Source organism: Streptomyces sp. NPDC015346 (assembly GCF_043078785.1).
In the GTDB taxonomy this organism is placed as follows: domain Bacteria; phylum Actinomycetota; class Actinomycetes; order Streptomycetales; family Streptomycetaceae; genus Streptomyces.
The window spans coordinates 147,509-174,223 of record NZ_JBIBTW010000010.1; the positions used below are offsets into that span (position 1 = coordinate 147,509).

Genomic DNA, 26,715 nt, shown 5'->3' on the forward strand with positions numbered 1-26,715 from the left:
CATGTCGGCCGGCCTCTCCGTCGCCCTCGTCGGAGGACTCCACTCCGACGCCCGTCGCGCCACCGTGGACCGGCTCCTCGCCACCGTCCCCGGCAGCGTCGCGCTCCACCACGACCTCGCGACGGCCCCGGCGACCGGAACGGTCGCCCGGACCGTCCGCGACGCCACCGGTGTCCTCTCCACCGACGAGACCCCGCTGGTCAACGACTGCGCCTGCTGCGCCCTGCGCGAGGACCTCGTCCCCGAGCTGGAGCGCCTCGCCGACGCCGGACTGACCCGGCTCGCGGTCGTCGAGCTCTGGGACTCGGTGGAGCCCAAGGCGATGGCCGAGGTCGTCGCCGCGGCCGGGCTCCGCCTCACCGCCGTGATCACCGCCGTCGACCCGGCGCTGGTGCTGCCGTACCTCGGCAACGGCGACGACCTCGCCGACGGCGGCCTCGCGGCGGCCGCCACCGACCAGCGCACCGTCGCCGACACCTGGGCCCGCCAGCTGGAGTACGCCCCCGTCCTGGCCGTCCTCGACAACCCCGACGCCGACGACGAGGACCGCGCGCTCCTGGCCCAGCTCCACCCCACCGCGCGGCAGGTCCCCGTCGAGGGCGGTACGGAACTGGCCGCCGCCGCGCTCGCCGGCTTCGACGTCGAGGCCGCGGCGGCCGCCCAGCACCCGGCCTGCGCGCTGCTGCCCCAGGAGGCGGACGCGAGCGGGGTCGCCACCTACGTCTGGCACCACCGCCGCCCCTTCCACCCCGCGCGGCTCTACGCGGCCCTGGAGGACCTGACCTGCGCCGCGGCCCGAAGCCGTGGCCGGTTCTGGCTCGCCGACAAGCCGGACATCCTGCTCCACTGGGACGCGGCGGGCGGCGCGCTCTGCGTCGAGAGCGTCGGCCCCTGGCTGGCCTCGCTGCCCGACGCCGCCTGGGAGATGGTCCCGCCGATCCGGCGGGCCGCCGCCGCCCTCGACTGGCACCCGGAGCACGGCGACCGCTGCCAGCACCTCGTCTTCACCTCACCCGGCCTGGACCGCGAGGGCCTGGCCGAGGTCCTCGACTCCTGCCTGCTCACCGACGCGGAGTACGCGGCCGGGCGTGATGCCTGGAAGCAGCTCCCGCCCGCCTTCGACTCCCTCCTGGAGGTCTGACCCGTGCCCCCGAAGCCCCCGTCTTCCCGCAAGCCCGCCAAGCCGCGCCCGAACCCGTTGGACCGGGACGGCATCACGTACATCGACTACAAGGACACCGATCTGCTGCGGAAGTTCATCTCCGACCGTGGAAAGATCCGCAGCCGCAGGGTGACGCGGGTCAGCGCGCAGCAGCAGCGGCAGATCGCCCGGGCCGTCAAGAACGCCCGGGAGATGGCACTCTTGCCCTACTCGTCGGTAGCCCGGTAGCCCGGTAGCCCGGTAGCACTCTGCGTCCTGTAGTCGCTACGCCACCGCACGTGCACGTGCATCTGCTCATGCAGGGGCATATGAACACAGCTATGATCCGAGGAAGTTGACACCTGCACCAAGCATCTCGGGGAGCTACCAGTGCATCATGCGCATCACGCGTACAACGGCATGGCGGCCACGGAGCTTCGAGATGTCGTCTGGCAGAAGAGCAGGCACAGCAACTCCCAGGGCTCCTGCGTGGAGTTCGCGAAACTGCCGGGCGGGGACGTGGCGGTGCGCAACTCCCGTCACCCGGAAGGTCCCGCCCTCGTCTACACCCCTGCCGAGATCGAGGCGCTGCTTCTCGGCGTGAAGGACGGGGAGTTCGACCACCTGGTCTGAGCCGCTCGCGCGGAAGGGGCCCCGGCGGATGCCGGGGCCCCTCCTCGTGCTCGGTCGCACGCCCGTCGCCCGTCGCCCGTCGCTCGTTGGTTCGCTCGTTGGTTTGCTCGTACGGGCGCTAGTCGGCTCCCAGCCGGAACAGCGCCCACACCACCTTGCCGTGGAGCGTCCCGGCCAGCGGGTGCCACCCCCAGCCGTCACTGAAGGAGTCGACCAGGAACAGCCCCCGGCCCCCTTCCGCCGCACCGTCCTCCTCCCCCGAGCGCGTCTCCGGGCTCCGGTGGCTCGGGTCGCGCACCGCGCACACCAGCCGGCCGGTCCAGCGCATCAGGTGCAGGCGGACCGGAGGATTCTGGCCGTCCTCGCGGGACGCCTGCGGCGCGTCCGCCGGCAGCGCGTGGCGCAGGGCGTTGGTGACGAGCTCGGAGACGACCAGGGCGACGTCGTCGAACCGCTCGGTGAGATCCCACTGCGCGAGCGTCGACTGCGTGAACTTCCGTGCCCCGCGCACCGCTTCGAAGCGGGGCGGCAGGGCGCAGGAGGCGGAGGTGGAGACGGCCGCGGGATCGATCGGCGGAAGGCCCTGCCGTAACGGCTCGAGCATGGTCGATCCATTCGTCCCCATGCGAGGCACTCCCGGGAATCGCGACTGTGGTGCGACAACACGAACGAGTACGCAGCTGCGCGGGATCCATGGTTCCGAATGCGACCACTGGATGCAAGGGCAGATGCACGTGCACGCGCCGGACCTGTCCGTCACCGCGCCGAATCTGTGGATATCTTCTGCCGACCACTTTCGCCCCGCTCGCGAAGTCGCCCGGAACTTGCCCTCTTTCCGTAATCGAATGTGTACGCGCTGAAGCGTTTAGTGGCAGAATCCGGGGGCCCGAGACCCGCGAAGGAGAGGCTGGAGCCGTGACCGCAGTCGAATCGAGCGGAGCGAGCGGGAGCGTGGTGCGACGCATCCTGCTCGGTTCGCAGCTGAGGCGGTTGCGCGAATCGCGCGGCATCACCCGCGAGGCGGCCGGCTACTCGATCCGCGCGTCCGAATCCAAGATCAGCCGTATGGAGTTGGGAAGGGTGAGCTTCAAGGCCAGGGACATCGAGGACCTGCTCACGCTCTACGGCGTCAGCGACGAGCGGGAACGCGGCTCGCTCCTCGGGCTGGCCCGCGAGGCCAACGTGGCCGGCTGGTGGCACAGCTTCGGTGACGTCCTGCCCGGCTGGTTCCAGACGTACATCGGCCTGGAGGGCGCCGCCTCCCTCATCCGCGTGTACGAAGTCCAGTTCGTCCACGGTCTGTTGCAGACCGAGGCGTACGCGCACGCCGTCGTCAGCCGCGGCATGCCCGACGCCCCGCGCGCCGAGATCGAGCGCCGGGTCGCGCTGCGCCTGGAGCGCCAGAAGGTCCTCGTCTCCGAGAACGCGCCGCTGTTCCACGCCGTGCTCGACGAGGCCGCGCTGCGCAGGCCCTACGGCGACCGGTCGGTGATGCGAGGCCAGTTGAGGCACCTCATCGAGGTCTCCGAGCACCCGAACGTCACGCTCCAGGTCATGCCGTTCACCTTCGGCGGGCACGCCGGCGAGAGCGGCGCGTTCACCATGCTGAGCTTCCCGGAGTCGGACCTCTCCGACGTCGTCTACCTGGAGCAGCTCACCAGCGCCCTCTACCTCGACAAGCGCGAGGAGGTCGGCCAGTACGCGCGCGTGATGGAGCGGCTGGGCGCGGACAGTCCCGATCCGGCCGAAAGTCGCGATCTTCTCCGGGGTCTCCTCCAACTCACCTGACTCATCAGTACGATGACGTGACATCAGTTCGCTCGGTTCGCATCGGTCCGCATCGGTCCGCATCAGCTCGCTTCGGCTCGACATCGCTTCGCGGCGGGATGTGGCGGGATACGGCGGATGCGCCGGTACCGACGTCCGCCACCGCGGGATAGGGGTCTCGTCACATGTCCATGGCCTACTTCACCGACCTGGCCCACCAGTACATCGACGGTGAGTGGAAGCCCGGCAGCGGCTCGTGGGACATCATCGACTTCAACCCGTACACCGGGGAGAAGCTCGCCTCGATCACCGTCGCCACCGCCGACGAGGTCGACCGCGCCTACCGCGCCGCCGAGCGCGCCCAGGCGGCGTGGGCCGAGACCAACCCGTACACCCGCCGGCTCGTCTTCGAGCGCGCGCTGCGGATCGTCGAGGACCGGGAGCAGGAGATCGCCGACGCGATCATCGCCGAGCTGGGCGGTACGCGCCTGAAGGCGGCCTTCGAGCTGCACCTCGCCAAGGAGTTCCTGCGCGAGGCGATCCAGCTGGCGCTGCGCCCCGAGGGCCGGATCCTGCCCTCCCCGGTCGACGGCAAGGAGAACCGCGTCTACCGCCTCCCGGTGGGCGTCGTCGGTGTCATCTCCCCCTTCAACTTCCCCTTCCTCCTGTCGATCAAGTCGGTCGCTCCGGCGCTCGCGCTGGGCAACGCGGTCGTCCTCAAGCCGCACCAGAACACCCCGATCTGTGGCGGCACGCTGGTCGCGAAGGTCCTGGAGGACGCCGGCCTGCCGGCCGGGCTGCTGAACGTCGTCGTCACCGACATCGCCGAGATCGGCGACGCGCTGCTGACCCACCCGGTTCCGAAGGTGATCTCCTTCACCGGCTCGGACAAGGTCGGCCGCCATGTCGCCACCGTCTGCGCGCAGAACTTCAAGCACGCCGTGCTCGAACTCGGCGGCAACAGCGCGCTGATCGTCCTCGACGACGCCGACGTCGACTACGCGGTGGACGCGGCCGTCTTCAGCCGCTTCGTCCACCAGGGCCAGGTCTGCATGGCCGCCAACCGCATCCTGGTGGACCGGACGCTGGAGGCGGAGTTCACCGAGAAGTTCGTGGCGAAGGTGAAGACCCTGCGCGTCGGCGACCCGGCCGACCCCGCCACCCACATCGGCCCGCTGATCAACTCGCAGCAGGCGGAGGCCGTCTCGGCGCTCGTCGAGCAGACGGTCGAGGCCGGCGCCACGGCGCTGCTGCACGGCTCGGCGGACGGCAACGTCGTCTCCCCGTCCGTGCTGAGCGGCCTCGCGCCCGACGCGCCCGTGCTGAGCCAGGAGATCTTCGGCCCGGTGGCGCTGATCGTGCCCTTCGACGGCGAGGAGGAGGCGGTCCGGATCGCCAACGACACGCCGTACGGGCTGAGCGGCGCCGTGCACACCGGAGACATCGAGCGTGGTGTACGGATCGCCCAGCGCATCCACACCGGCATGATCCACATCAACGACGGCACGGTGCACGACGAGCCGATCGTGCCGTTCGGCGGCGAGAAGCACTCCGGCATCGGCCGGCTGAACGGCGACGCGATGATCGACGCCTTCACCACCCAGAAGTGGATCTCGATCCAGCACGGCCGCAGCCAGTTCCCCTTTTAGGACAGCGGCTGTCCGCAAGCGTTCGTAGCGTGAGGGGTGTCGGGGAAGGCGGACGGAACGCCTTCCCGGCACGGAACCACGGAAGCACGGATCCCCTCACTTCCGTACCGACAGAAAGGCGGACGACCATGGTTGCTCTTGTTCCCGCGGAGGCTCAGGGTGACGAGCGCGGAGCGTTCCTCAACTTCGTCGAGGCTCAGCGCGCGGCCCTGCGGCGCGCGGCCCTCGGGCTCACCGAGGAGCAGGCGGCGAGCCGCCCCAGCGCCAGCGAGCTCACCCTCTCCGGCCTGATCAAGCACGCCGCGGAGGTCGAGCTGAACTGGCTGCGCCTGGCGCAGCAGCGGCCGAACGAGAAGCAGCGCACCCAGGAGACCTGGGACGAGGCCTTCCGCCTGATCGAGGGCGAGTCGATCCCGCGGACGCTCGACTTCTGGGAGGGCGTGGCGAAGGAGACCGAGGAGTTCGTCCGGTCGCTGCCGAGCCTCGACGACACCTTCCCGCTGCCGCCGGCGCCCTGGTTCCCCAAGGACGGGCGGGTCTCGATGCGGTGGATGCTGCTCCACCTCGTCCAGGAGATGGGGCGGCACGCCGGCCACGCGGACATCATCCGCGAGTCCCTCGACGGGCAGACGTCCTTCGCGCTGATCGCCCGGGAGCAGCAAGGGTGATCCCCGCGGGGGGCTCCCTCCCCCCCCGTACCCTAGTCAAAATTGATTAGGGAGGTGAGGGGGATGTCGGCGATCCGGCTCCTCGTCCTGGGCGCGGTGAAGCAGCACGGCCGCGCCCACGGCTATCAGGTGCGCAACGACCTGGAGTACTGGGGCGCGCACGAGTGGTCCAACGCCAAGCCCGGCTCGATCTACCACGCGCTGAAGCAGATGGCGAAGCAGGGCCTGCTGCACGCGTACGAGGTCGCGCCGAGCACGGCGGGCGGTCCGCCCCGCGTCGAGTACGAGATCACCGACCTGGGGCGGGAGGAGTACTTCGCCCTGCTGCGCGAGGCGCTGACCACGTACGACCAGAAGATGGACGTCCTGTCGGCGGGGATCGGCTTCATCGTCGACCTGCCGCGGGCCGAGGTCGTGGAGCTGCTGCGGCGGCGGCTGCGGGCGCTCGACGCGTGGCGCGCGTCGGTCACGGAGTACTACACCCCCGAGGGCGGCCCGCAGCAGCTCGGGCACATCGGCGAGATCATGCACCTCTGGGTCCACTCGGCGGACGCCGGCAAGGAGTGGACGCTCGGGCTGATCGAGCGGATCGAGGCGGGGGCGTACTCCTTCGCGGGCGAGGGCGGGGAGCCCTTCGTGGGCGTGCTGGCGGAGGGGGAGGAGAACCCGTTCGCGACGGGCACGCCCGATGAAGGCGATGAACGCGATGAGCGCGATGAAGGCGATCTGAGCTAATCAAGTTTGACTAATCGGGGTGGCGGGCGTACCTTCGGTCGAGTGGTCAAGTTTGACTAGTGCGAGCTCGGGGCTTTCGGGCCGTTCGGCTGGAGGAGACGGATGACTGACGCGATCGTCGTCGAAGGCGCGCGGAAACGGTACGGAGACAAGCGGGCCCTCGACGGCCTCGACCTCGTCGTGGGCGGCGGCACGGTGCACGGCCTGCTCGGGCCCAACGGAGCGGGCAAGACCACGACGGTACGGATCCTCGCGACGCTGCTGCGGCACGACGAGGGCCTGGTGCGGGTCGCGGGCTTCGATGTCCGTACGCACGCGGCGGACGTGCGGCGGCGGATCGGGCTGCTCGGGCAGCACGCAGCCGTCGACGAGGAGCTCGGCGGCCGGCAGAACCTCGAGATGTTCGGGCGGCTTTACCACCTCGGCGCCCGGCGGGCGGGCGCGCGGGCGGACGAACTCCTGGAGCGGTTCGGCCTCGCCGACACCGGACGCAAGCCCGTCAAGCAGTACAGCGGCGGCATGCGCCGACGCCTAGACCTGGCGGCCTCGCTGATCACCGAGCCGGCCGTGCTCTTCCTCGACGAGCCGACGACCGGACTCGACCCGCGCGGGCGGGGCGAGGTGTGGGAGTCGGTGCGCTCCCTGGTGGGCGGCGGGACGACCGTCCTGCTGACCACGCAGTATCTGGAGGAGGCCGACCAGCTCGCCGACCGGATCTCGGTCGTCGACCGCGGCCGGGTCGTCGCGGACGGCACCGCCGACGAGCTGAAGGCGCGGGTGGGCGGTGACCGCATCGATGTCGTGCTGCGCGACGCGCGGCGCCTGGACGAGGCGGTGAAGCTGCTGCCCGGCAGTGAGGTGAGCGTCGACCGCGACCGGCGGCGGATCAGCGCACCGGTGACCGCCCGGATGGCCGCGCTCGCCGAGACCGTACGGGCACTGGAGGCGTCCGGGATCGAGGCGGAGGACATCGCGCTGCGCCGGCCGACGCTGGACGAGGCCTTCCTGCACCTGACGGCCGGACGCGAGGGCCGGGACCAGGCGACCGAGGCGACGGAGGTGACGGCATGAGCGCGGCGTACGTGATGAGCGACTGCTGGACGATGACCCGGCGCGAACTGGCCCACTGGGCACGGCAGCCCGTCCAGGTGGTGGTCGGCCTGGTCTTCCCGATCATGATGCTGCTGATGTTCGGGTACCTCGTCGGCGGCGGGCGGGGGATCGAGGGCGAGTACGTCGACTTCCTCGTGCCCGGCATGCTCACCCTGACGATGGTCTTCGGCCTCGAAGGGACGATGACGGCCGTCACCCAGGACCTCAACAAGGGCGTGATCGACCGCTTCCGCTCGATGCCGATGGCCGACGGCGCGGTCCTGGTGGGCCGCTCGGTCGCCGACATGCTCCAGTCAGCGGCCGGACTGCTGCTGATGACCGGCGTCGGGTACGCGATCGGCTGGCGGGCCCACGGCGGCTTCGGCGCCTTCCTCGGGGCCATGGGACTGCTGCTTCTGCTGCGCTTCGCGATGCTGTGGATCGGGATCCACCTCGCGATGATCGCGGGCCGGGCGGAGCTGGTGCAGGCCGTGCAGATCCTGGTCTGGCCGGTCGGCTTCCTCTCCAACGCCTTCGCCGTTCCCGAGTCCATGCCGGGGTGGCTGGGCACGGTCGTGGAGTGGAACCCGATGTCGGCGACCGCGACGGCGGTACGGGACCTCTTCGGCAACCCGGGCGGGGAACCGGGGCATGTGATGGCGGCCGTGGTGTGGCCGCTGGTGCTGCTGGGGGTCTTCTTCCCGCTCGCGGTACGGAAGTTCAGGCGGCTGAGCGTGTAGGTGGGAACCCATCGGCTTCGAGCGGTGTAACAGAGGCAGACGGTTCACCGCGGACCGGCCGGAGGGACAGGGGGACGGGCGATGCGCAGGCTCATGGGAGCGGCCGGCGCCGTCGTGGCGCTGGTGTTGACGGCTTGTACGGGTACGGGTGCTGGATCGGGTGCCGGTGCGGGCACGGCGTCGGGCTCGGAGCGAGGGGCGACGGGGTCGACGGCCCCCGGTCCGGCGGGAGGTCCGGCGACTGCCCCGCCGCCGCGCATACCGTCCGCGGCGCAGCTGCCCGGCTGGTCGCACAGCCTCGGATTCGCCTCCGACGGCAGCGGGTTCACCCTGCTCGCCTCCTGCGTCGAGGACGAGACGGCCCCGGCCCACGGCTTCTGCCGCCAGCATGTGGCCGTCCTCGACCGGGGCGCGAAGGAGTGGGCGTTGCGCAGGTCTCCGCTGCCCGAGACCCGGGGCGGGATCGGCGTCTCGTCGAGCCTGGTGGTGCTCGGGCCGGGGCGGGCCCTCGTCGAGGAGGGCGGTGACAGGCCGGAGACGTCCAGGACCTGGTTCACCCGGGACGGCGGGCGGAGTTGGAAGGAGGGCAGCCGGCGCACGGTCGGCCGGGCTCCGGTGATACCGGCCGGAGCCGTGCTCACCACGGAGTGCGCCCAGCCGGCCGGTTCGTACGCGGAGGACTGCCCCCGGGAGCGTCTCGTCGTGATCTCGCCGCACGACGGACGGCGCCGGACCCTGGCCCGGCAGCCGCTGCTCGGGGCGCACCCCCGGCCGGCCGAGGCGGCGGAGCCCGACGGTTCCTGGTGGGCCTCGGGCACCGACCCGCTCTCGGGGCGGGCGGCGGTCGCCGTGTCGCGGGACGCCGGCCGCAGCTGGTCGGTGAGCCGGCTGCCGAGTCCGACCACCGAACCGGGCTGGTACACCACGGTCGTGGTCGGCCCGGACGCGGTCTACGCGGCGGAGATGGGCGAGCTGAAGGGTGGCGAGCCCGTCAAGAACCCGATGCGGGCCCTGCACCGCTCGGTGGACGGAGGGCGGACCTGGGAGCGGATGTGGACGACGGGACCGATGATCGAGCCGCGCACCCTCGTGGGGCTGCCCGTCCCGGGCCAGGGCGGGCGGGTGCTGATCGGCGCCGAGGACCGGGAGTACGTCAGCGTCGACGGCGGGCGGAGCTTCCGCCCCTCGGGCGAGGCGGCGCGCTATGTCCGCCGTACCCCGCTGGGCCTGCTCCGGCACGCGGCGGGCTGCTCGTACGGGATATCGGCCGACGGCGTGCGCTGGGCGGAGTTCCGGCTGGCCTGCGAGGACGACTCCTGAGCGCTGTGGCGGCCGGCCGGCCCGGTCAGTGGTGGAAGGAGGTCGCGGCCTGCTTGTCGTGGCTCAAGGGGTGCGGCTGGCTGCGGAGTTCGGGAAGCAGCCGGTGCAGGTCCTCCACGAACAGCTGGGCGAGGTCGGCCGAGAAGCCGTTGCGGCAGACCACGCGCAGCACGGAGAGATCCTGCCGGTTGGCCGGGAAGGTGTAGGCCGGTACGAGCCAGCCGCGTTCGCGCAGCCGCCGGGAGACGTCGAAGACGTCGAAGGCGGTGACCTCGGGGGCGGTGGTGAAGGCGAAGACGGGCAGTTGGTCGCCGCGGGTGAGGAGGCGGAAGTCGCCCATGGCCTCGATCCGTTCGGCCAGGGCCCGGGCGACGTCCCGGGTGGTCTGCTGGACCGCCCGGTAGCCCTCCCGGCCGAGCCGCAGGAACGTGTAGTACTGCGCGACGACCTGGGCGCCGGGCCGGGAGAAGTTGAGGGCGAAGGTGGGCATGTCGCCGCCCAGGTAGTTGACCCGGAAGACCAGCTCCTCGGGGAGTTCGGCCGACGAGCGCCACAGGGCCCAGCCGACGCCCGGGTAGACCAGACCGTATTTGTGACCGGAGGTGTTGATCGAGGAGACCCGGGGGAGCCGGAAGTCCCAGACCAGGTGCTCGTCCAGGAAGGGGGCGATCATCGCGCCGGAGGCGCCGTCCACGTGCACGGGAATGTCGAGGCCGGTCCGTTCCTGGAGGGCGTCGAGGGCGGCGCAGATCTCGGCGACGGGTTCGTAGGAGCCGTCGAAGGTCGAGCCGAGCACGGCGACGACGCCGATGGTGTTCTCGTCGCAGAGGTCGGCGGCCGCCCGCGGGTCCAGGTGGAAGCGGTCGCCCTCCATGGGGACGAGCCGGGGTTCGACCTCCCAGAAGGCGCAGAACTTCTCCCAGCAGACCTGGACGTTGACGCCCATCACCAGATTGGGCCGGGCGCTGCCCGGATAGCGGCCGGCGTTCCTCGTGGCCCATCGGCGCTTGAGGGCCATGCCGGCGAGCATGCAGGCCTCGCTGGAGCCGGTGGTGGAGCAGCCGACGGCGGCCGAAGGGTCCGGGGCGTTCCAGAGGTGGGCGAGCATGGCGACGCAGCGCCGCTCCAGTTCGGCGGTGCGCGGGTACTCGTCCTTGTCGATCATGTTCTTGTCGCGGCACTCGGCCATGAGGACGCCGGCCTGGGGCTCCATCCAGGTGGTGACGAAGGTGGCCAGGTTGAGCCGGGAGTTCCCGTCGAGCATCAGCTCGTCGTGGACGAGCTGATAGGCGCTCATGGGCGGCAGCGGCCCGTCCGGGAGGCGGTGGCGCGGCGGGGCGTCCGTCATGCCGCCGACCGGGTTGGCCTCGCCGTAGAAGGGGTTGAGGGCCAGGCGCCGGTCGGGCTGGGGCTCGTCGGGACCCTTGTGCAGCGGCATGGGGCAGGCTCCTTGGAGGGCGTGGGGGCGGTGTGGTCAGCGCAAGGGGGCGCCGGAGTCGTTCCAGCTCGAGCGATCCCGAGGGCGTCCGGGAAGGGTCTTTCACAGCACGTCCCGCAGCTCCTCGGCGGCCGCGCTGATCCCCAGGAACAGCAGACTCGCCGCCACACCGACCACGAGGGCGGGCACGACCTGGGGCAGCAGGACACGGACGGGCGTCTCGGGGATCCCCGAGGAGGGGCTCTCGGTGACCGCCACCGCGGCTCAGGTCCTCGGCGCGATCACGGCCGCCGTGCCGTAGGCGCACACCTCCGTGCCCACGTCCGCCGCCTCCGTCACGTCGAAGCGGAACATCAGGACCGCGTTCGCACCCCGCGCCCGGGCCTGCTCCACCAGCCGTTCCATCGCCTGGTTACGGGTCTCCACCAGCGTCTTCGTCAGACCCTTCAGCTCCCCGCCGATCATCGACTTCAGGCCCGCGCCGATCTGGCTGCCCAGATGCCGGGAGCGCACGGTCAGCCCGAAGACCTCCCCGATCACCTGCCGCACCTCGTAGCCGGGGATGTCGTTCGTCGTGACGACCAGCACATCGGACTGCGACCCCTGACCGCCTCCGTACTCCTCGATGCCCATCCGCATCCACCTCCTGGCCCCCAGCCTCGGACCGGCGGCCCGCCGCCGCATCCCAGGAGGGGCCGCCGGTGGCCGGACGGGAACCCGTGGAACCCGGCCCGGTCGGAATGCGTTGATACCTTGGGGCAGCCGTCCCCCGCCCCCACCGACCGCAGGAGCCCGGAACCCGTGAATACGCTTGCCCTCGGACCGAGCTGGCTGGACCCGGACTATCTGATCCAGACCTTCGGTCTGATCGGTGTCCTCGTCATCGTCTTCGCCGAGTCCGGCCTCCTCATCGGGTTCTTCCTGCCCGGTGACTCGCTGCTCTTCACCACCGGCCTGCTGGTCACCACCGGCAAGCTGGACACCCCGCTCTGGCTCGTCTGCACCCTGATCGTGCTCGCCGCGATCATCGGCGACCAGGTCGGCTATCTGTTCGGCCGCAAGGTCGGCCCGGCCCTCTTCAAGCGCCCCGACTCCAGGCTCTTCAAGCAGGAGAACGTGGAGAAGGCGCACGAGTTCTTCGAGAAGCACGGCCCGAAGTCGCTGATCCTGGCCCGTTTCGTGCCGATCGTGCGGACGTTCACGCCGATCATCGCCGGTGTGAGCCAGATGAACTACCGCTCGTTCATCACCTTCAACATCATCGGCGGCGTCCTGTGGGGCGCGGGCGTGACACTGCTCGGCGCGTCGCTCGGCAAGATCGACTTCGTGCACAAGCACATCGAGGCGATCCTGATCCTGATCGTGCTGATCTCCGTGGTCCCGATCGTGATCGAGTACCTCCGCGCCCGCTCCCAGTCCAAGAAGGCCGCGGCCGCCACCCGCGACGCGGACACCCCCGACACCCCCCCGGCCGAACGCGGCCGCCACGCGAAGCGCTAGGTCGTGTCCGGAAAGTCTCTCCCCCAGAGCTTCGCCTGGGGGTGCCCCCAGCGCGCGACGCCCTGCACGCACCGGACGCCGCGCACCCCGCCCTCCGGGCGGACGGCGATACTTTCCGGACACTCCCTAGCCCCCAGGTCACGAGAACGCTAGAAACCCCTGGTCCGCTTGGCCGCGCGGCGGGCCGCCGCCGCGCCCGGGGACTGCATGAAGAGGCGGGCCAGCTCGCCTCCGAGGTTCACGCCGATCGCGATCGCCAGGGCCAGGGCCGCCGCCTTCGCCAAGGAGGCGAAGCCCTGGTCCAGGTTGTTCTGGGCGATCGCGAGCACACCGAAGTAGGTCGCCGACCCGGGCAGCAGCGGCCCGATCGCCGCCGTCACGTACGGCAGCGACGACGTGTGGTGGTAGCGGGCGATCAGCTGCCCGAACAGGCCCACGAGCCCCGCCGCCACCGCCGTTGCCATGACCGCGGAGCCGTCCGCCGTCACCGCGATCGACGCGTAGATCACCCACGCCACCCCGCCGTTCAGCGTCGCGAACAGCACCGTGCCCCGCGACTGCTGCAGCAGGATCGCGAAGGTCGCGCACAGCACCATCGACGCCAGGATCTGCACCACCGGCCGCTCGACCGGATCCAGCACCCCGTCCGGATTGAGCTGCGCGTCGAACTGCACGGCCAGATACAGCACCGACAGCACGCCCACCACGATCGCCACGAAGAAGTACCCGACCTCCAGGAGCCGGGCCGAAGCCGTGATGTAGAAGCCGGTCAGCCCGTCCTGGACGGCCGCCACCAGCGCCCGCCCCGGGATCAGCGCGAACAGACCACCCGTGATCACCGCCGAAGGCCGTAGATCCGCGTGCAGCAGCGTCAGCAGCACCCCCATCGCGGCCGGCGGCATCGCCGCCACCAGGAACTGGTAGAACTCCGGCAGCCCGCGCCCCGCGCACAGCCACGCCAGCCGGTCCCCGAGCACCGCGCCGAGCGCCGCCACGAAGAAGACCGTCGCCCCGCCGCCCAGCAGCACCGACGCCGCCCCCGCGAGGACGCCCGCCGCGGTCGTCAGCACCCAGCCCGGATACGGGTGCCGGTTCCGCCGGATCTCCGCGAGCCGCCGGTACGCCTCCTCCGGCGTGACCTCGTGCGCCTCGTCGTTGATGTCGGCGAGCAGCTGGTAGACCGCCTCAAGGCGGGTGTAGTCCGTGCCGCGCCGCCGTACCGTCCGGTTCGCGGTGACCGGATCGTCCACGAGCGAGGGCTGGTGGGTGATCGACAGCAGAGTGAAGGTGACGGTCGGCTCGCACCGGTCCAGACCGTACGAGCGGCAGATCGCGAACATCGCCGCCTCGACGTCCTCCGCGCCCTCACCGCCCGCGAGCAGCAGCTCACCGATACGCAGCGTCAGGTCGAGCACACGCCCCACGGCGGGCCCCGGCTCGTCCTCCTTGCGCGGCGCCTCCGGCACCGGCCGGTCGCCGACCGGCAGCCGCAGCATGGTCCGCATCCGGTCCTGCCACGGAGCGTCCTTCGACAACCGCACCAGCGGAATGCCGTGCGCGGGCGTGAAGGCGGGCGGCGCGTGCTTCGCGGAATAGGTGGAGGGCGGCGCGAACGCCGAGCCCTCCGGCTCGGACGGCGGCTCCGGCGCCAGCCCTTCGGGAACGGCGAACTCCGAGGTCGGGTGCTCCTCCTCCGGCACCACCGGCTGCTCGACCCCAGGCGGCGGAGTGAAGGCGCTGTGCGCCTCGTCCGACTGCGGCTTCCGGTCCTCCGGGCCGTCCGGCTCCGCGACCACTCTGTTCGTCCTCACTCCCATTTGCCCCGTCTGCCCAGTATGGACATGCGCATACGGCAAGCGAGACGGGCGGCGCACCCGCACAAGGTGCACCGCCCGTCACGTACGTCAGAAAGGCCCCACTCAGTGGGCGCCACCCTGCGCCTCAAGGCGCTTGTAGGAGGCCTCGATCTCGGCCTCGGCCTCGGCGCGGCCGACCCAGTTCGCGCCCTCGACCGACTTGCCCGGCTCCAGGTCCTTGTAGACCTCGAAGAAGTGCTGGATCTCCAGGCGGTCGAACTCCGACACGTGGTGGATGTCGCGCAGGTGCTCGACGCGCGGGTCCGAGGCGGGGACGCACAGCAGCTTGTCGTCGCCGCCGGCCTCGTCCGTCATACGGAACATGCCGATCGCCCGGCACTTGATCAGGCAGCCGGGGAAGGTCGGCTCGTCCAGGATGACCAGCGCGTCCAGCGGGTCACCGTCCTCGCCGAGGGTGTTCTCGACGAAGCCGTAGTCGGCCGGGTAGCTGGTCGAGGTGAAGAGACGGCGGTCCAGGCGGATGCGACCGGTCTCGTGGTCGACCTCGTACTTGTTCCGCGACCCCTTCGGGATCTCGATGGTGACGTCGAACTCCACGGGTGGCTCCTCCTGAATCAAACACATGTGAATGCCTGCGACGACGCGCAGTGATTAAGTGTCCCTCACGCCTGTGTGTGATCGCGAAAGGGGCTGGTCAGCAATGCCGGAGCCGAGGACCTGGCAGCTCACGACGTGCTCTGTCGTGCTCGGTCTGGCCCTGGCCGCCGGAGCGGTGACCGCCACCGGCCCGTGGGACAACGGTCAGCGTAAGGCCGAGCGGGCCCGGGCCGCCGCCACGGCCCCCACAGGTGGCGCACATCACGCACCCGCCCCCGGCCCCGCCGGGCCCCCGCGCCCCGCCCCCGCCCCGAGCGCCGCCGGAGTCCTGCGCGCCCTCGCCACCCCGCACACCACCCGCCCGGCCGACCTCGCCGCCACCCTCGTCCCCCTCCTCGCCGACCCCGGCCTCGGCCCACTGCGCACCGCGTCCGTCGTCGACGCCACCACCGGCGAACAGCTGTACGGGGAGGGCGCCACGACCCCCATGACCCCCGCCTCCACGATCAAGATCGCCAGCTCGGTCGCCGCCCTCTCGGCCCTCGGCCCCGACCACCGCATCCCCACCACCGTCATCGCCTCACCGGACGGCCGCACGGTCACCCTCGTCGGCGGTGGCGACCCCACCCTCGACCGGACCCGTCTGAAGGCCCTGGCCGACACCACCGCCCGCGCCCTCAAGGGCCGGGGCGTCACCGCCGTACGAGTCGCCTACGACACGAGCCTCTACCAGGGCCCCGCCCGGCACCCCATCGGCGTGGACGAGAACATCGCCCCCGTCAGCGCCCTGATGCTCAACGCGGGCCGGCTCGACGGCTCCGTCAGCGGCATCGCCGCGCGTTCCACCGACCCCGCCGGCGACACCGCCGCCGCCTTCGCCGAGCTCCTCACCACGTCCGGTACGAAGGTCCAGGGCGCCCCCGCCCCCGGCCGCGCGCCCCAGGGCGCCGACGGCGCCGAGGCCGCGCCCCTCGCCCGTACCGAATCCGCGCCGCTCTCCGCCCTCGTCGAGCGCACCCTCACGAACAGCGACAACGACCTCGCCGAGGCCCTCGCCCGCCAGACCGCCCTGGCCCGGAAGCAGCCCGCGAGCTTCGCCGGCGCCGGGAAGGCCGTCCAGGCCGAGCTCGCCGCCCTCGGCCTGCCCACCGTCGGCGCCCGCTTCACCGACGGCAGCGGCCTCTCCCGCGACAACCGCCTCTCCGCCGCCCTCCTCACCGGCCTCCTCACCCGAGCGGCCGACCCCACCCGCCCCGCGCTGCGCCCCGTCCTCACCGGCCTCCCCGTCGGCGGCTTCAGCGGCACCCTCAAGAGCCGCTTCGACACCGGCCCCGCCCTCGGCGGAGCAGGCCTCGTCCGCGCCAAGACCGGCACCCTGAAGGGCGTCAACGCGCTCGCCGGAACCGTCGTCACCGCCGACGGCCGGCTCCTCGCCTTCGCTTTCCTGGCCGGCCGAACCCCCTCCCCCTACACGGCCCAGCCCGCCCTCGACCACCTCTCCGCCGCCCTCGTGCGTTAGCAGGCCCCCGGCGCCGAACAGCTCCGAACCCTCACCGAACAGGCGTCGAGAACGTACGGTTGACGCATGACGAGCATCGGTGGTGCCGAGATGGTCGACTGGAATCTCGCGGTCGCGACCGCGACCCGACTGGTGAAGCCGGGCCCGGAGGTGAGCCGCGAGGAGGCCCGCGACGTCGTCGCCGAGCTGCGCCGGCACGCCAAGGCGTCCGAGGAACACGTCAGAGCCTTCACCCGGATGATCCCCGAAGGCCACGAACCGGCGGACACCCCCGTCCTCGTCGTCGACCGGGCGGGCTGGATCAAGGCCAACGTCGCCGGCTTCCGCGAACTGCTCTCCCCCCTCCTCGAAAAGATGCAGGAACGCCGCTCGGGCACCCCCGGCGGAGCCGTCCTGGGCGCCGTCGGCGGCAAGGTCACCGGCGTCGAGCTCGGCATGCTCCTCTCCTTCCTCGCCTCCCGCATCCTCGGCCAGTACGAGACCTTCGCCCCCGCCACCCGCGAATTCCCCGCCGGCGATCCCGCCGCCCCGGGCTCCGGCGGCGGACGCCTCCTGCTGGTCGCCCCCAACGTCGTCCACGTCGAACGCGAGCTCGACGTCGACCCCCACGACTTCCGGCTCTGGGTCTGCCTCCACGAGGAGACCCACCGCACCCAGTTCACCGCCGTGCCCTGGCTCCGCGACCACCTGCAGGGCGAGATCCAGTCATTTCTCGCCGCCACCGACGTCGACCCCTCCACCGTCGTCGAACGGCTCCGCGAGGCCGCCCAGGCCCTGGCCGGCGGCCGCCCCGAGGGCGAGGAGGGCGAACCCGCGCCCTCCCTCGTCGAACTCGTCCAGACCCCCGAGCAGCGCGAGATCCTCGGCCGTCTCACCGCCGTCATGTCCCTCCTCGAAGGCCACGCCGACTACGTCATGGACGGGGTCGGACCGCAGGTCGTGCCCTCCGTCGCCGAGATCCGCGAGAAGTTCCAGCAGCGCCGCGCGCGCGGCGCCTCCCGCCTCGACCTCGCCCTGCGCAAGCTCCTCGGCCTCGACGCCAAGCTCCGCCAGTACCGCGACGGAGAGCGCTTCGTACGGGCCGTCGTCGACCAGGTCGGCATGGACGGTTTCAACCGCGTGTGGACCTCGCCCAACACGCTCCCCACCAAGTCCGAGATCGCCAAACCGGCGGATTGGGTGGCAAGGGTGCACCGTAAGGCAGACTCGTGAGACGGGTGCGACGTACGACGGAAGAACACCCCTCCAATCACCCGTCCGAGGGACCCTAGGCAAGGGGTGGGGCGTGCAATGCTCGGGTAACGGCCAGGTTCTGTCACCATCGACGCACTCTGAGTGACCGAAACCCCTCTTCCGACCGTTAAGACTCCGACCGAGGCACCCCACTCCTTCACGAAGGGCACCGGACATGGGTCCCCATCCTGCGGTCGCGGCGATACGCCTGGCGGTCCGCCGCGTACTCCACGACGTTCTCACCGAGCACGAGACCACCCGCACCACCGACACCACCGGCACAACTGGCACCACAGGCACCACCGGCACCACCGACAACGCCACGCACACCCCCCGCGACGACGAGCGCACCCACCCCCTCGTGCTCGTCGCCTGCTCCGGCGGCGCCGACTCCATGGCGCTCGCCTCCGCGCTCGCCTTCGAAGCCCGCAAACTCGCCGTCCGTGCCGGCGGCATCACCGTCGACCACGGCCTCCAGGACGGCTCCGACCAGCGCGCCACCGAGGTCGCCGGCCGCATGGCCGCGCTCGGCCTCGACCCCGTCGAAGCCGTCGCCGTCACCGTCGGCCGCGAGGGCGGCCCCGAGGCCGCCGCCCGCGACGCCCGCTACGCCGCCCTCGACGCCGCCGCCGAACGCCACGGCGCCGCCGCCGTCCTCCTCGGCCACACCCGCGACGACCAAGCGGAAACCGTCCTCCTCGGCCTCGCCCGCGGCTCCGGCATCCGCTCCCTCTCCGGCATGGCCGCCGTCTCCGGCGCCTCCGGCCGCTACCGCCGCCCCTTCCTGGAGCTCGACCGGCAGACCGTCCGCAAGGCCTGCGTCGCCCAGGAACTGGCCGTCTGGGACGACCCCCACAACGCGGACCCCGCCTACACCCGCTCCCGCCTCCGCCACGAAGGCCTCCCCGCCCTCGAGAAAGCCCTCGGCAAAGGCGTCGTCGAAGCCCTCGCCCGGACGGCCCGGCTCTCCCGCGACGACGCCGACGCCCTCGACTCCTGGGCCGCCGACGTGGAAGCACTCGTACGGGACGAAGCCGGCCGGCTCGAATGCGCCAAGCTCTTCGGCCTGCCCCCGGCCGTCCGCCGCCGCGTCCTGCGCCGCGCCGTCATCGCCGAGGGCGCACCCGCGGGCTCCCTCTTCGCCCGCCACATCGAGGAGGTCGACCGGCTCATCACAGGCTGGCGCGGCCAGGGAGCCATCAACCTGCCCGGCCGCGTCGAGGCACGACGGCAGGGTGGCAGACTGGTCATTCGGCAAGGCTGACGCACGCTGCAACGAAAGTGACCCGGGTGAACGAGAAGGACATGGGCACCGACCTCAAGTCGGTGCTCATCACCAAGGAAGAGATCGACGCCAAGCTGGCCGAGCTGGCGGCGAAGATCGACGCGGAGTACGCGGGCAAGGACCTGCTCATCGTCGGAGTCCTCAAGGGCGCCGTGATGGTGATGGCGGACCTGGCGCGCGCGCTGTCCACCCCCGTCACCATGGACTGGATGGCGGTGTCCTCCTACGGCGCCGGCACCCAGTCCTCCGGCGTCGTCCGGATCCTCAAGGACCTGGACACCGACATCAAGGGCAAGCACGTTCTGATCGTCGAGGACATCATCGACTCCGGCCTCACACTCTCCTGGCTGCTGTCGAACCTCGGCTCGCGCGAACCGGCCTCCCTGGAGGTCTGCACCCTGCTCCGCAAGCCCGACGCCGCCAAGGTCGCCATCGACGTGAAGTGGATCGGCTTCGACATCCCCAACGAGTTCGTCGTCGGCTACGGCCTGGACTACGCCGAGAAGTACCGCAACCTCCCGTTCGTCGGCACACTCGCGCCGCACGTGTACGGAGGCTGAGGCAGGGGAACCCACGCCGCCCTCCCGCCGTTGGAGGAAGGGAAGGCGGCCGCGGGTGACAATGCTGGGGTACCGTCCGAAGAACAGCTTTTTCTCATAGCAGCTCTCACAGCAGCATTTACCTACGGGCAGGAGGGACGGAGCGTTCTCGCTCCGTATGGATGGACGTGAAGCGATACTTCCGTGGGCCGGTCATGTGGATCGTGCTGGCCGTCCTCGCCGTGGTCGTGCTGATGCAGGTCGTCGGCTCGTCCGAGGGCTACAAGACGGTGGACACCAGCAGGGTCGTCCAGGCGATCAATGACAAGCAGGCCGACCAGGTCAAACTGACGACCGGCGACGAGCAGGTCATCAAGGTCGAGCTCAAGAAGGGCGCCGACAAGGACAAGTACGGCGGCAGCACCAAGATCCAGGCCAGCTACATCGGTGACCAGGGCGCCAACCTGACCACCACACTCCAGGACCAGGCCGCCTCCGGCGCCCTGGACAAGGGCTACACCGTCTCCCCGGAGCGCCAGAGCCCGTTCCTGTCGGTGCTGCTCTCGCTGCTCCCCTTCGTCCTCATCGTCGTCGTCTTCTTGTTCCTGATGAACCAGATGCAGGGCGGCGGCTCCCGAGTCATGAACTTCGGGAAGTCCAAGGCCAAGCTGATCACCAAGGACACCCCGAAGACGACCTTCGCCGACGTGGCGGGGTCCGACGAGGCGGTCGAGGAACTCCACGAGATCAAGGAGTTCCTCCAGGAGCCGGCGAAGTTCCAGGCCGTCGGCGCCAAGATCCCCAAGGGCGTGCTGCTCTACGGCCCGCCCGGAACCGGCAAGACCCTCCTCGCACGCGCCGTCGCGGGCGAGGCCGGCGTGCCGTTCTACTCGATCTCCGGCTCCGACTTCGTCGAGATGTTCGTCGGCGTCGGCGCCTCCCGAGTCCGCGACCTCTTCGAACAGGCCAAGGCGAACGCCCCGGCGATCGTCTTCGTCGACGAGATCGACGCCGTCGGCCGTCACCGCGGCGCCGGCCTCGGCGGTGGCCACGACGAGCGCGAGCAGACCCTCAACCAGCTGCTCGTCGAGATGGACGGCTTCGACGTGAAGGGCGGCGTCATCCTGATCGCCGCCACGAACCGGCCCGACATCCTCGACCCGGCCCTCCTGCGCCCCGGCCGCTTCGACCGGCAGATCGCCGTCGACCGCCCGGACATGCAGGGCCGTCTGGAGATCCTCAAGGTCCACCAGAAGGGCAAGCCGGTCGCCCCGGACGTCGACCTGGGCGCCGTCGCCCGCCGCACCCCCGGCTTCACCGGTGCCGATCTCTCCAACGTCCTGAACGAGGCGGCGCTCCTGACCGCCCGCAGCGACAAGAAGCTGATCGACAACCACTCGCTGGACGAGGCGATCGACCGCGTGGTCGCGGGCCCGCAGAAGCGGACCCGGATCATGTCGGACAAGGAGAAGAAGATCACCGCGTACCACGAGGGCGGACACGCCCTGGTCGCGGCGGCCTCGCCGAACTCCGACCCGGTCCACAAGATCACCATCCTCTCCCGCGGCCGGGCCCTGGGCTACACGATGGTGCTCCCGGACGAGGACAAGTACTCGACCACGCGCAACGAGATGCTCGACCAGCTCGCGTACATGCTGGGCGGACGCGCGGCCGAGGAGCTCGTCTTCCACGACCCGACCACGGGCGCGGCGAACGACATCGAGAAGGCCACGGCCACCGCACGCGCGATGGTCACGCAGTACGGCATGACCGAGCGGCTCGGCGCGATCAAGTTCGGTGGCGACAACACCGAGCCGTTCCTCGGCCGTGAGATGGCGCACCAGCGCGACTACTCGGAAGAGGTCGCCGCGCTGGTCGACGAAGAGGTCAAGAAGCTCATCGAGACCGCGCACAACGAGGCGTGGGAGATCCTCGTCGAGAACCGCGACGTCCTCGACAACCTCGTCCTGCAGCTCCTCGAGAAGGAGACGCTGGGCAAGGAGGAGATCGCCGAGATCTTCGCCCCGATCGTCAAGCGCCCGGCCCGCCCGGCCTGGACCGGCTCCTCGCGCCGCACGCCCTCGACCCGCCCGCCGGTGCTCTCCCCCAAGGAGCTGGCACTGACGAACGGAGCGAACGGCAGCACGGCGACCCCGACGGTGGACACCGCCAAGACGCCGACCACCGGCATCGAGGTGGCCCCGGAGGAGACCCCCGAGGTCTGACCCGGAATGGATGCCGCGCCCCCACAGGTTCTAGCCTGTGGGGGCGCGGCGTTTTTCGCGCACATCAGTCAGACGGAACGAGGCACAGATGACCGACCCGGTGACGCTGGACGGCGAGGGCACGATCGGCGAATTCGACGAGAAGCGCGCCGAGAACGCCGTACGGGAGCTCCTCATCGCGGTCGGAGAGGACCCTGACCGCGAGGGGCTGAGGGAGACGCCGGCGCGGGTGGCGCGGGCGTACAGGGAGCTCTTGGCCGGCATGCGGATGGAGCCCGAGGACGTCCTGACGACGACGTTCGACATCGGACACGACGAGATGGTTCTCGTGAAGGACATCGAACTGGTGTCCTTCTGTGAACATCATTTGCTCCCATTTCATGGCGTAGCGCATGTTGGTTACATTCCGGCAGAAACGGGCAAAATTACCGGCTTGTCGAAGTTGGCAAGGCTCGTCGATGTCTTCGCTCGCCGCCCGCAGGTACAGGAGCGCCTGACGACGCAGATCGCCGATTCGCTGATGAAGATCCTTGAGGCGCGCGGCGCGATCGTCGTCATCGAGGCCGAGCACATGTGCATGTCGCTGCGCGGCATCCGCAAGCCGGGCGCGAAGACGACGACCTCGGCGGTACGTGGTCAACTGCGTGACGCTACTACACGAGCCGAGGCCATGTCCCTGATATTGGCCCGTTAGTAGCGGGCTGTCCGCCTTGCTCCATACCGTCCTTGATCAGTGGAGTTGATCGCTGATCAAGGGGGATCGGTATGGGGTATGGGCTTTCCAGCAAGCAGCTGGTGAACCTGGTGGATGGCTGCGCTCAGGCGAAGAACGTGGCTCCCGGCAGCGCGATGTGGACGCTGGACGGCGACCGGACGGTGCGGACCACCGTCGTAGGGGTGACGGCGGTGAAGGCTCGCACTGCCGTCGAGGTGGTCACGGACCACAAGGCTTTCATCGCCAGCCCGGATCTGCTGCTGGCCACGCCGGACGGGTGGACGCCCGCTGGGGACGTGGAAGGTGCGACGGTCGCGTGGACGCCGGCGCGGAAGCTGCGCCGGGAGCGGCCGGCAATCAAGCCGGGGTACGAATTCGGCTACTTCGTGGGGGCTACGTGCGCCGACGGGACGGTCGGCAAGAACTATGTGTCGTTGGTCGTGAACGAAGAGGACTTCGCGACCCGGTACGCGGCCGCTCTGACGGCCTGCACGGGTCTGCCTGCGCGGCTGGAAGCGGTGACCCGGCCGTCCGGTTACCTCAAGCGGGATCTGCCGGGCTTCCGGGTTCGGGTGGTCTCCTCGTACCTCTCCGACGCGTTGAGGCACTACGTGGGCGGGGACGCCCACCACATGCGGCAGCGTTTTCCACGGGTGGTGCTGCGGGACATCGATACGTTCAACGGCTTCCTGGACGGATACACCGAGGGTGACGGCTACCGGATCAAGCATTGGCACGGGCGCGTGCTCGCGAGCGCCAATGCGGCCTTCCTGGCCGAGATCGCTCCCATCATCGGAGCACGGTTCACCCCGACGACCAAGGGAGCCTCCCGGCTCTGCGTGTCGGACCGCTGGCAGAGCCGCGGCACCTTCGTCCCCGAGCACCACCGCCTCGACCCGCCGGAGTCCTCCTGGGTCCAGGTCCGCAAGGTCCGCCCCCGACCCGCCCTCGGCGCGAAACCCTTCACGTTCTACAGCTACCGGCTCGAACCGCACCCCACCTTTCTGGTGAACGGGCACCTGGTTCGCGAGGCCCGTCAGGCCACCGGCGCGGTGCCCTTGCCGTTCTCCTCGTCCTCCGGGAGTTTGCAGACATGCTCCAGGAAGAGGGCCGCCGCGATCACGCCGATGCCCGCGAGGACCGAGAAGCCCGCGTAGATCGCCTGGTCGCGGCGGGACGGGACGTCCAGGGAGCCCAGCAGGAAGACGCCGACGCCGCCGTACATGCCGGCGACCAGGGCGGCGACCAGGGCGCTGGCCTGGCCGAAGACGACCGCGCGGGCCGCCATCAGGGGCTCCACGCCCTTCGCGCCGGGGCGGCGTTCGCGCTGGGCCTTGAGGCGGGAGCGCAGGGAGAGGGCCGTGGCTGTCAGGACGACGGCGATCGCCGCGAGCACGATCGGGGCGGCCAGCGGCACGCTCGGCAGGGTGCCCACCGCGTCCCAGAGCCGGGCCGCGCCCCAGGACAGGATCCCGGCGACGATGAACAGTCCGGCGAGCACCTTGAGCCGCAGTTGTTTCACCGGGTGTCCTGTCCTTCGTACGTGTCGGTGTCGGGTCTCCGAGACTAACGACTACTCGGGCAGACGGAGTTCCAGGTCGGTGCGCGGCACGACTCCCTCGTGGCCGATCGCCGCGAGGAGGTCCGCGACCGTGCCGCGGCCGGGCAGCTGGGCCGCGGGGTCCACGTCGTGCCAGGGGGCCAGGACGAAGGCGCGCTGGTGGGCGCGCGGGTGGGGGAGGGTGAGGACGGGGTCGTCGGAGACGACGTCGGCGTAGGCCACGATGTCGACGTCGATCGTGCGGGCGCCCCAGCGCTCCTCGCGGACCCGGTGGAAGGCCTCCTCGACGGCGTGTGCCCGCTCCAGGAGGGAGGAGGGCGGCAGGGTGGTCTTCACGAGGGCGACCGCGTTGAGGTACGAGGGCTGGGAACCCGGCTCGACGCCCCAGGGCTCCGTCTCGTACACGCCGGAGACGGCCTTGACCCGGAGGCCGGGGGTGTCCTCCAGGGCGTCGACGGCGCCCTGGAGGGTCTCCAGGCGGTTGCCGAGGTTGGCTCCGAGGGCGATGACGGCCCACTTGGGGTTGGAGAGTGTCACGTCGGCGGCGTCGACCTGCTCGACGACGGCGGCCGGTACGGGCTGCACGGTCGGGTCGCTGTGCGTGGTTTTCACACTCGGCTCCGGGTGATGGTGATGGTCACGTCGTCGAAGGGGACCGTGATGGGTGCGTCCGGCTTGTGGACGACGACCTCGACCTCCTGGACGCCGGCGTGCTTGAGGCACTGCTGGGCGATCCGCTCGGCGAGGGTCTCGATGAGGTCCACGGGCTCGCCCTGGACCACGTCGACGACCTCCTCGGCGACGACTCCGTAGTGCACGGTCTTCGTCAGGTCGTCGTCGGCGGCCGCGGGGCGGGTGTCCAGGCCGAGGACGAGGTCCACGATGAAGGTCTGGCCTTCCTCGCGTTCCTTGGGGAAGACGCCGTGGTGTCCTCGGGCCTTGAGGCCGCGCAGCGCGACACGATCCACGCGAATCACTCCTGCTGTCGTAGTTCTTGTGAGCACGCAGCCGGGTGCGGTCGGCGTCGTTGCCCACATCGAATCTACCTGCGGGCACCGACAACACGTGCCCACGGGGGCGGGAGGCGAGGGCCACAGGCACTGGGTGCGGCCCCTACCCGGAGTCGCGCGGTCCAACCCCCGGATGCACCCGGAAGGCCCAGGATCCGGTCAGGCGCCGGGCTCCTCGTCCTCCTCCTCGTCCGATTCGGTGAGGACGGGGGAGCCGTGGTGGGACCAGATCCGCCATCCCTCGAATGTGCGCCGGAACACATTGGTGGCGACCACCAGCTGGCCGACGAGAGGGCCGAGCTCGGCCCCGTCCTCGGCGGGTCCGCCGCTGAGGATGTTCTCGGTGCAGGTGACGACGGCCACGTCGCCGGCGAGGGAGACCTTCACGTCGGTGAGGAAGAACTGGATGTACTCGGTGTTCGCCATGATCAGGGCGTACGAGCGGAGGACCTCGCCGCGGCCGGAGAGCACCGGCCAGCCGGGGTGGACGCAGGAGATCGGGGTCGCGCCGTCGTCGAGCCAGAGTTCGGAGACCTCGTCGAAGTCGCCGCGCTCCATCGCCTCGTAGAAGGCGGTGTTGGCGGCCTCGACCGCCTCGGTGTCGGTCTGGTGGGTCACGCGGCTCCCTCGACGGCTCTGGCGACCCGTACGGCGTCGGCGGTGGCTCTGACCTCGTGGACGCGGACGGCCCAGGCGCCCTCGTGGGCGGCGATGGCGGAGACGGCGGCGGTGGCGGCGTCGCGTTCGCGGGCGGGGGGCGGGGCGGCGCCCTCGTGGGCGAGGACGTGGCCGAGGAAGCGTTTGCGGGAGGCGGCGACGAGCAGCGGCCTGCCGAGGGTGCGCAGGTCGGCGAGGTGGGCGACGAGGGCGAGGTCGTGCGGGGCCTGCTTGGCGAAGCCGAGGCCGGGGTCGATGACGATGCGCTCGGGGGCGATGCCGCCTTCGACGACGGCGTCCATGCGCCGGCGCAGTTCGGTGAGGACCTCGCCGACGACGTCGTCGTAGACGGCGAGGCGGTTCATGTCCTGGCTGAAGCCGCGCCAGTGCATGACGACGAAGGGGACTTCGGCGGCGGCGACGGCGGGGACCATCTCGGGGTCGGCGAGGCCGCCGCTGACGTCGTTCACCAGGGTGGCGCCCGCCGCGACGGCGGCGTGGGCGACGGAGGCGCGCATGGTGTCGACGGAGACGGTGACGCCCTCGGCGGCGAGGCCGCGGACGACGGGGACGACCCGGCGCAGTTCCTCGGCCTCGTCGACCCGGCTGGCGCCGGGCCGGGTGGACTCGCCGCCGACGTCGACGAGGTCGGCGCCCTCGGCGACCAGGTCGAGTCCGTGTTTGACGGCGGCCGTGGTGTCGAACCAGCGCCCGCCGTCGGAGAAGGAGTCCGGCGTCACGTTGACGACGCCCATGACCGCGCACCGGTCCCACTCCGGCAGGCCCCAGGCCGTGCCCCGTCCGCTCAACGTACTCATATGCCCAGCCTAGGGGGTGGCTTGCCGATCCCGCCGGGCCCGGGCGTGGGCCGGGC

The 26,715-nt window shown here is 70.9% G+C and carries 28 protein-coding genes; 17 read left to right on the forward strand and 11 right to left on the reverse strand.

Going from position 1 to position 26,715, the window contains the following annotated elements; all coding sequences use genetic code 11:
* Position 1: 1 nt before the first annotated feature.
* The 3 genes from ACF06X_RS30695 (at position 2) to ACF06X_RS30705 (ending at position 1,774) form a co-directional block, all read left to right on the forward strand.
* A complete protein-coding gene (locus ACF06X_RS30695) occupies positions 2-1,141 on the forward strand; it encodes a CobW family GTP-binding protein (protein WP_392290633.1) in 1,140 nt (379 codons plus the stop codon).
* Positions 1,142-1,144: 3 nt separating this feature from the next.
* Complete coding sequence (gene rpsR, locus ACF06X_RS30700; RefSeq protein WP_392290561.1) at positions 1,145-1,390, forward strand: 30S ribosomal protein S18; 246 nt, start codon at positions 1,145-1,147, stop codon at positions 1,388-1,390.
* 171 nt (positions 1,391-1,561) lie between these two features.
* Entirely contained in the window at positions 1,562-1,774 is a 213-nt protein-coding gene (locus tag ACF06X_RS30705) for a DUF397 domain-containing protein (protein ID WP_392290634.1), read from the forward strand.
* Between the two features lie 118 nt (positions 1,775-1,892).
* On the opposite strand, the gene ACF06X_RS30710 is transcribed toward ACF06X_RS30705, so the two are convergent.
* Entirely contained in the window at positions 1,893-2,399 is a 507-nt protein-coding gene (locus ACF06X_RS30710) for an ATP-binding protein (RefSeq protein WP_392290562.1), read from the reverse strand.
* 290 nt (positions 2,400-2,689) lie between these two features.
* Here ACF06X_RS30710 and ACF06X_RS30715 point away from each other — a divergent pair, with 290 nt between their 5' ends.
* From ACF06X_RS30715 to ACF06X_RS30745, 7 genes are all read left to right on the forward strand, one after another.
* Positions 2,690-3,562: a helix-turn-helix domain-containing protein gene (locus tag ACF06X_RS30715; protein ID WP_392290563.1), complete on the forward strand. Its 873-nt coding sequence runs from the start codon at positions 2,690-2,692 to the stop codon at positions 3,560-3,562.
* Positions 3,563-3,732: 170 nt separating this feature from the next.
* Positions 3,733-5,190: an aldehyde dehydrogenase family protein gene (locus ACF06X_RS30720; RefSeq protein ID WP_392290635.1), complete on the forward strand. Its 1,458-nt coding sequence runs from the start codon at positions 3,733-3,735 to the stop codon at positions 5,188-5,190.
* Positions 5,191-5,318: 128 nt separating this feature from the next.
* Positions 5,319-5,858, forward strand: coding sequence for a DinB family protein (locus ACF06X_RS30725; protein WP_392290564.1), 540 nt, complete (start codon positions 5,319-5,321; stop codon positions 5,856-5,858).
* Positions 5,859-5,921: 63 nt separating this feature from the next.
* Positions 5,922-6,593 carry a PadR family transcriptional regulator gene (locus ACF06X_RS30730; RefSeq protein ID WP_392290565.1) on the forward strand — a complete coding sequence of 224 codons (672 nt, stop codon included), beginning with the start codon at positions 5,922-5,924 and terminating at the stop codon, positions 6,591-6,593.
* A gap of 102 nt (positions 6,594-6,695) precedes the next feature.
* Positions 6,696-7,664, forward strand: coding sequence for an ATP-binding cassette domain-containing protein (locus ACF06X_RS30735; protein WP_392290566.1), 969 nt, complete (start codon positions 6,696-6,698; stop codon positions 7,662-7,664).
* Positions 7,661-8,425, forward strand: a complete 765-nt coding sequence (locus tag ACF06X_RS30740) for an ABC transporter permease (RefSeq protein WP_392290567.1) — start codon at positions 7,661-7,663, stop codon at positions 8,423-8,425. Before ACF06X_RS30735 ends, ACF06X_RS30740 begins: the two co-directional genes overlap by 4 nt.
* Before the next feature lie 81 nt (positions 8,426-8,506).
* Positions 8,507-9,745, forward strand: coding sequence for a WD40/YVTN/BNR-like repeat-containing protein (locus ACF06X_RS30745; RefSeq protein ID WP_392290568.1), 1,239 nt, complete (start codon positions 8,507-8,509; stop codon positions 9,743-9,745).
* 25 nt (positions 9,746-9,770) lie between these two features.
* On the opposite strand, the gene ACF06X_RS30750 is transcribed toward ACF06X_RS30745, so the two are convergent.
* The 3 genes from ACF06X_RS30750 to ACF06X_RS30760 form a co-directional block, all read right to left on the reverse strand.
* Entirely contained in the window at positions 9,771-11,183 is a 1,413-nt protein-coding gene (locus tag ACF06X_RS30750) for a glutamate decarboxylase (protein ID WP_392290569.1), read from the reverse strand.
* Between the two features lie 102 nt (positions 11,184-11,285).
* The gene (locus ACF06X_RS30755) at positions 11,286-11,441 is read right to left on the reverse strand and encodes a hypothetical protein (RefSeq protein ID WP_392290570.1); all 156 of its coding nucleotides are present in this window, start codon (positions 11,439-11,441) and stop codon (positions 11,286-11,288) included.
* A gap of 6 nt (positions 11,442-11,447) precedes the next feature.
* A complete protein-coding gene (locus tag ACF06X_RS30760) occupies positions 11,448-11,816 on the reverse strand; it encodes a YbjQ family protein (RefSeq protein WP_392290571.1) in 369 nt (122 codons plus the stop codon).
* 168 nt (positions 11,817-11,984) lie between these two features.
* On the opposite strand from ACF06X_RS30760, the gene ACF06X_RS30765 reads away from it, so the two are divergent.
* Entirely contained in the window at positions 11,985-12,683 is a 699-nt protein-coding gene (locus tag ACF06X_RS30765) for a DedA family protein (RefSeq protein ID WP_392290572.1), read from the forward strand.
* A gap of 149 nt (positions 12,684-12,832) precedes the next feature.
* On the opposite strand, the gene ACF06X_RS30770 is transcribed toward ACF06X_RS30765, so the two are convergent.
* Positions 12,833-14,479 (reverse strand): threonine/serine exporter family protein, encoded by a 1,647-nt coding sequence (locus ACF06X_RS30770; RefSeq protein ID WP_392290636.1) that lies wholly within the window; start codon positions 14,477-14,479, stop codon positions 12,833-12,835.
* A 123-nt stretch (positions 14,480-14,602) separates the two neighbouring features.
* Positions 14,603-15,097 (reverse strand): inorganic diphosphatase, encoded by a 495-nt coding sequence (locus ACF06X_RS30775; protein WP_019888410.1) that lies wholly within the window; start codon positions 15,095-15,097, stop codon positions 14,603-14,605.
* Positions 15,098-15,200: 103 nt separating this feature from the next.
* Here ACF06X_RS30775 and dacB point away from each other — a divergent pair, with 103 nt between their 5' ends.
* The 6 genes from dacB (at position 15,201) to folE (ending at position 22,592) form a co-directional block, all read left to right on the forward strand.
* The gene (dacB, locus tag ACF06X_RS30780; RefSeq protein WP_392290573.1) at positions 15,201-16,616 is read left to right on the forward strand and encodes a D-alanyl-D-alanine carboxypeptidase/D-alanyl-D-alanine-endopeptidase; all 1,416 of its coding nucleotides are present in this window, start codon (positions 15,201-15,203) and stop codon (positions 16,614-16,616) included.
* 66 nt (positions 16,617-16,682) lie between these two features.
* Entirely contained in the window at positions 16,683-17,828 is a 1,146-nt protein-coding gene (locus tag ACF06X_RS30785) for a zinc-dependent metalloprotease (protein WP_392290574.1), read from the forward strand.
* Positions 17,829-18,024: 196 nt separating this feature from the next.
* Positions 18,025-19,113, forward strand: coding sequence for a tRNA lysidine(34) synthetase TilS (tilS, locus tag ACF06X_RS30790; RefSeq protein ID WP_392290575.1), 1,089 nt, complete (start codon positions 18,025-18,027; stop codon positions 19,111-19,113).
* A gap of 41 nt (positions 19,114-19,154) precedes the next feature.
* A complete protein-coding gene (hpt, locus tag ACF06X_RS30795) occupies positions 19,155-19,694 on the forward strand; it encodes a hypoxanthine phosphoribosyltransferase (protein WP_132917781.1) in 540 nt (179 codons plus the stop codon).
* Between the two features lie 161 nt (positions 19,695-19,855).
* Positions 19,856-21,898 (forward strand): ATP-dependent zinc metalloprotease FtsH, encoded by a 2,043-nt coding sequence (gene ftsH / locus ACF06X_RS30800; protein WP_158988278.1) that lies wholly within the window; start codon positions 19,856-19,858, stop codon positions 21,896-21,898.
* Positions 21,899-21,986: 88 nt separating this feature from the next.
* Complete coding sequence (gene folE / locus ACF06X_RS30805; RefSeq protein WP_392290576.1) at positions 21,987-22,592, forward strand: GTP cyclohydrolase I FolE; 606 nt, start codon at positions 21,987-21,989, stop codon at positions 22,590-22,592.
* Between the two features lie 1,057 nt (positions 22,593-23,649).
* Here the strand turns inward: folE and ACF06X_RS30810 are convergent.
* From ACF06X_RS30810 to folP, 5 genes are all read right to left on the reverse strand, one after another.
* Positions 23,650-24,135: a DUF3180 domain-containing protein gene (locus tag ACF06X_RS30810; protein ID WP_392290577.1), complete on the reverse strand. Its 486-nt coding sequence runs from the start codon at positions 24,133-24,135 to the stop codon at positions 23,650-23,652.
* Between the two features lie 51 nt (positions 24,136-24,186).
* Entirely contained in the window at positions 24,187-24,786 is a 600-nt protein-coding gene (gene folK / locus ACF06X_RS30815) for a 2-amino-4-hydroxy-6-hydroxymethyldihydropteridine diphosphokinase (RefSeq protein WP_392290578.1), read from the reverse strand.
* Positions 24,783-25,142, reverse strand: a complete 360-nt coding sequence (folB, locus tag ACF06X_RS30820) for a dihydroneopterin aldolase (protein ID WP_158988273.1) — start codon at positions 25,140-25,142, stop codon at positions 24,783-24,785. The genes folK and folB overlap by 4 nt, the downstream gene beginning before the upstream one ends.
* A 201-nt stretch (positions 25,143-25,343) precedes the next feature.
* Positions 25,344-25,802, reverse strand: a complete 459-nt coding sequence (locus ACF06X_RS30825; RefSeq protein WP_392290579.1) for a nuclear transport factor 2 family protein — start codon at positions 25,800-25,802, stop codon at positions 25,344-25,346.
* Positions 25,799-26,659: a dihydropteroate synthase gene (gene folP, locus ACF06X_RS30830; RefSeq protein ID WP_392290580.1), complete on the reverse strand. Its 861-nt coding sequence runs from the start codon at positions 26,657-26,659 to the stop codon at positions 25,799-25,801. Before folP ends, ACF06X_RS30825 begins: the two co-directional genes overlap by 4 nt.
* Positions 26,660-26,715: the final 56 nt, after the last annotated feature.

Bases quoted from the DNA above. Each gene is read 5' to 3' on its own strand.
- ACF06X_RS30695 (WP_392290633.1), top strand. From the start codon at position 2: ATGTCGGCCGGCCTCTCCGTCGCCCTCGTCGGAGGACTCCACTCCGAC.
- ACF06X_RS30705 (WP_392290634.1), top strand. From the start codon at position 1,562: ATGGCGGCCACGGAGCTTCGAGATGTCGTCTGGCAGAAGAGCAGGCAC.
- ACF06X_RS30710 (WP_392290562.1), bottom strand. From the start codon at position 2,399: ATGGGGACGAATGGATCGACCATGCTCGAGCCGTTACGGCAGGGCCTT.
- ACF06X_RS30720 (WP_392290635.1), top strand. From the start codon at position 3,733: ATGGCCTACTTCACCGACCTGGCCCACCAGTACATCGACGGTGAGTGG.
- ACF06X_RS30725 (WP_392290564.1), top strand. From the start codon at position 5,319: ATGGTTGCTCTTGTTCCCGCGGAGGCTCAGGGTGACGAGCGCGGAGCG.
- ACF06X_RS30730 (WP_392290565.1), top strand. From the start codon at position 5,922: ATGTCGGCGATCCGGCTCCTCGTCCTGGGCGCGGTGAAGCAGCACGGC.
- ACF06X_RS30735 (WP_392290566.1), top strand. From the start codon at position 6,696: ATGACTGACGCGATCGTCGTCGAAGGCGCGCGGAAACGGTACGGAGAC.
- ACF06X_RS30740 (WP_392290567.1), top strand. From the start codon at position 7,661: ATGAGCGCGGCGTACGTGATGAGCGACTGCTGGACGATGACCCGGCGC.
- ACF06X_RS30745 (WP_392290568.1), top strand. From the start codon at position 8,507: ATGCGCAGGCTCATGGGAGCGGCCGGCGCCGTCGTGGCGCTGGTGTTG.
- ACF06X_RS30750 (WP_392290569.1), bottom strand. From the start codon at position 11,183: ATGCCGCTGCACAAGGGTCCCGACGAGCCCCAGCCCGACCGGCGCCTG.
- ACF06X_RS30760 (WP_392290571.1), bottom strand. From the start codon at position 11,816: ATGGGCATCGAGGAGTACGGAGGCGGTCAGGGGTCGCAGTCCGATGTG.
- dacB (WP_392290573.1), top strand. From the start codon at position 15,201: ATGCCGGAGCCGAGGACCTGGCAGCTCACGACGTGCTCTGTCGTGCTC.
- ACF06X_RS30785 (WP_392290574.1), top strand. From the start codon at position 16,683: ATGACGAGCATCGGTGGTGCCGAGATGGTCGACTGGAATCTCGCGGTC.
- tilS (WP_392290575.1), top strand. From the start codon at position 18,025: ATGGGTCCCCATCCTGCGGTCGCGGCGATACGCCTGGCGGTCCGCCGC.
- hpt (WP_132917781.1), top strand. From the start codon at position 19,155: ATGGGCACCGACCTCAAGTCGGTGCTCATCACCAAGGAAGAGATCGAC.
- ftsH (WP_158988278.1), top strand. From the start codon at position 19,856: ATGGACGTGAAGCGATACTTCCGTGGGCCGGTCATGTGGATCGTGCTG.
- folE (WP_392290576.1), top strand. From the start codon at position 21,987: ATGACCGACCCGGTGACGCTGGACGGCGAGGGCACGATCGGCGAATTC.
- folP (WP_392290580.1), bottom strand. From the start codon at position 26,659: ATGAGTACGTTGAGCGGACGGGGCACGGCCTGGGGCCTGCCGGAGTGG.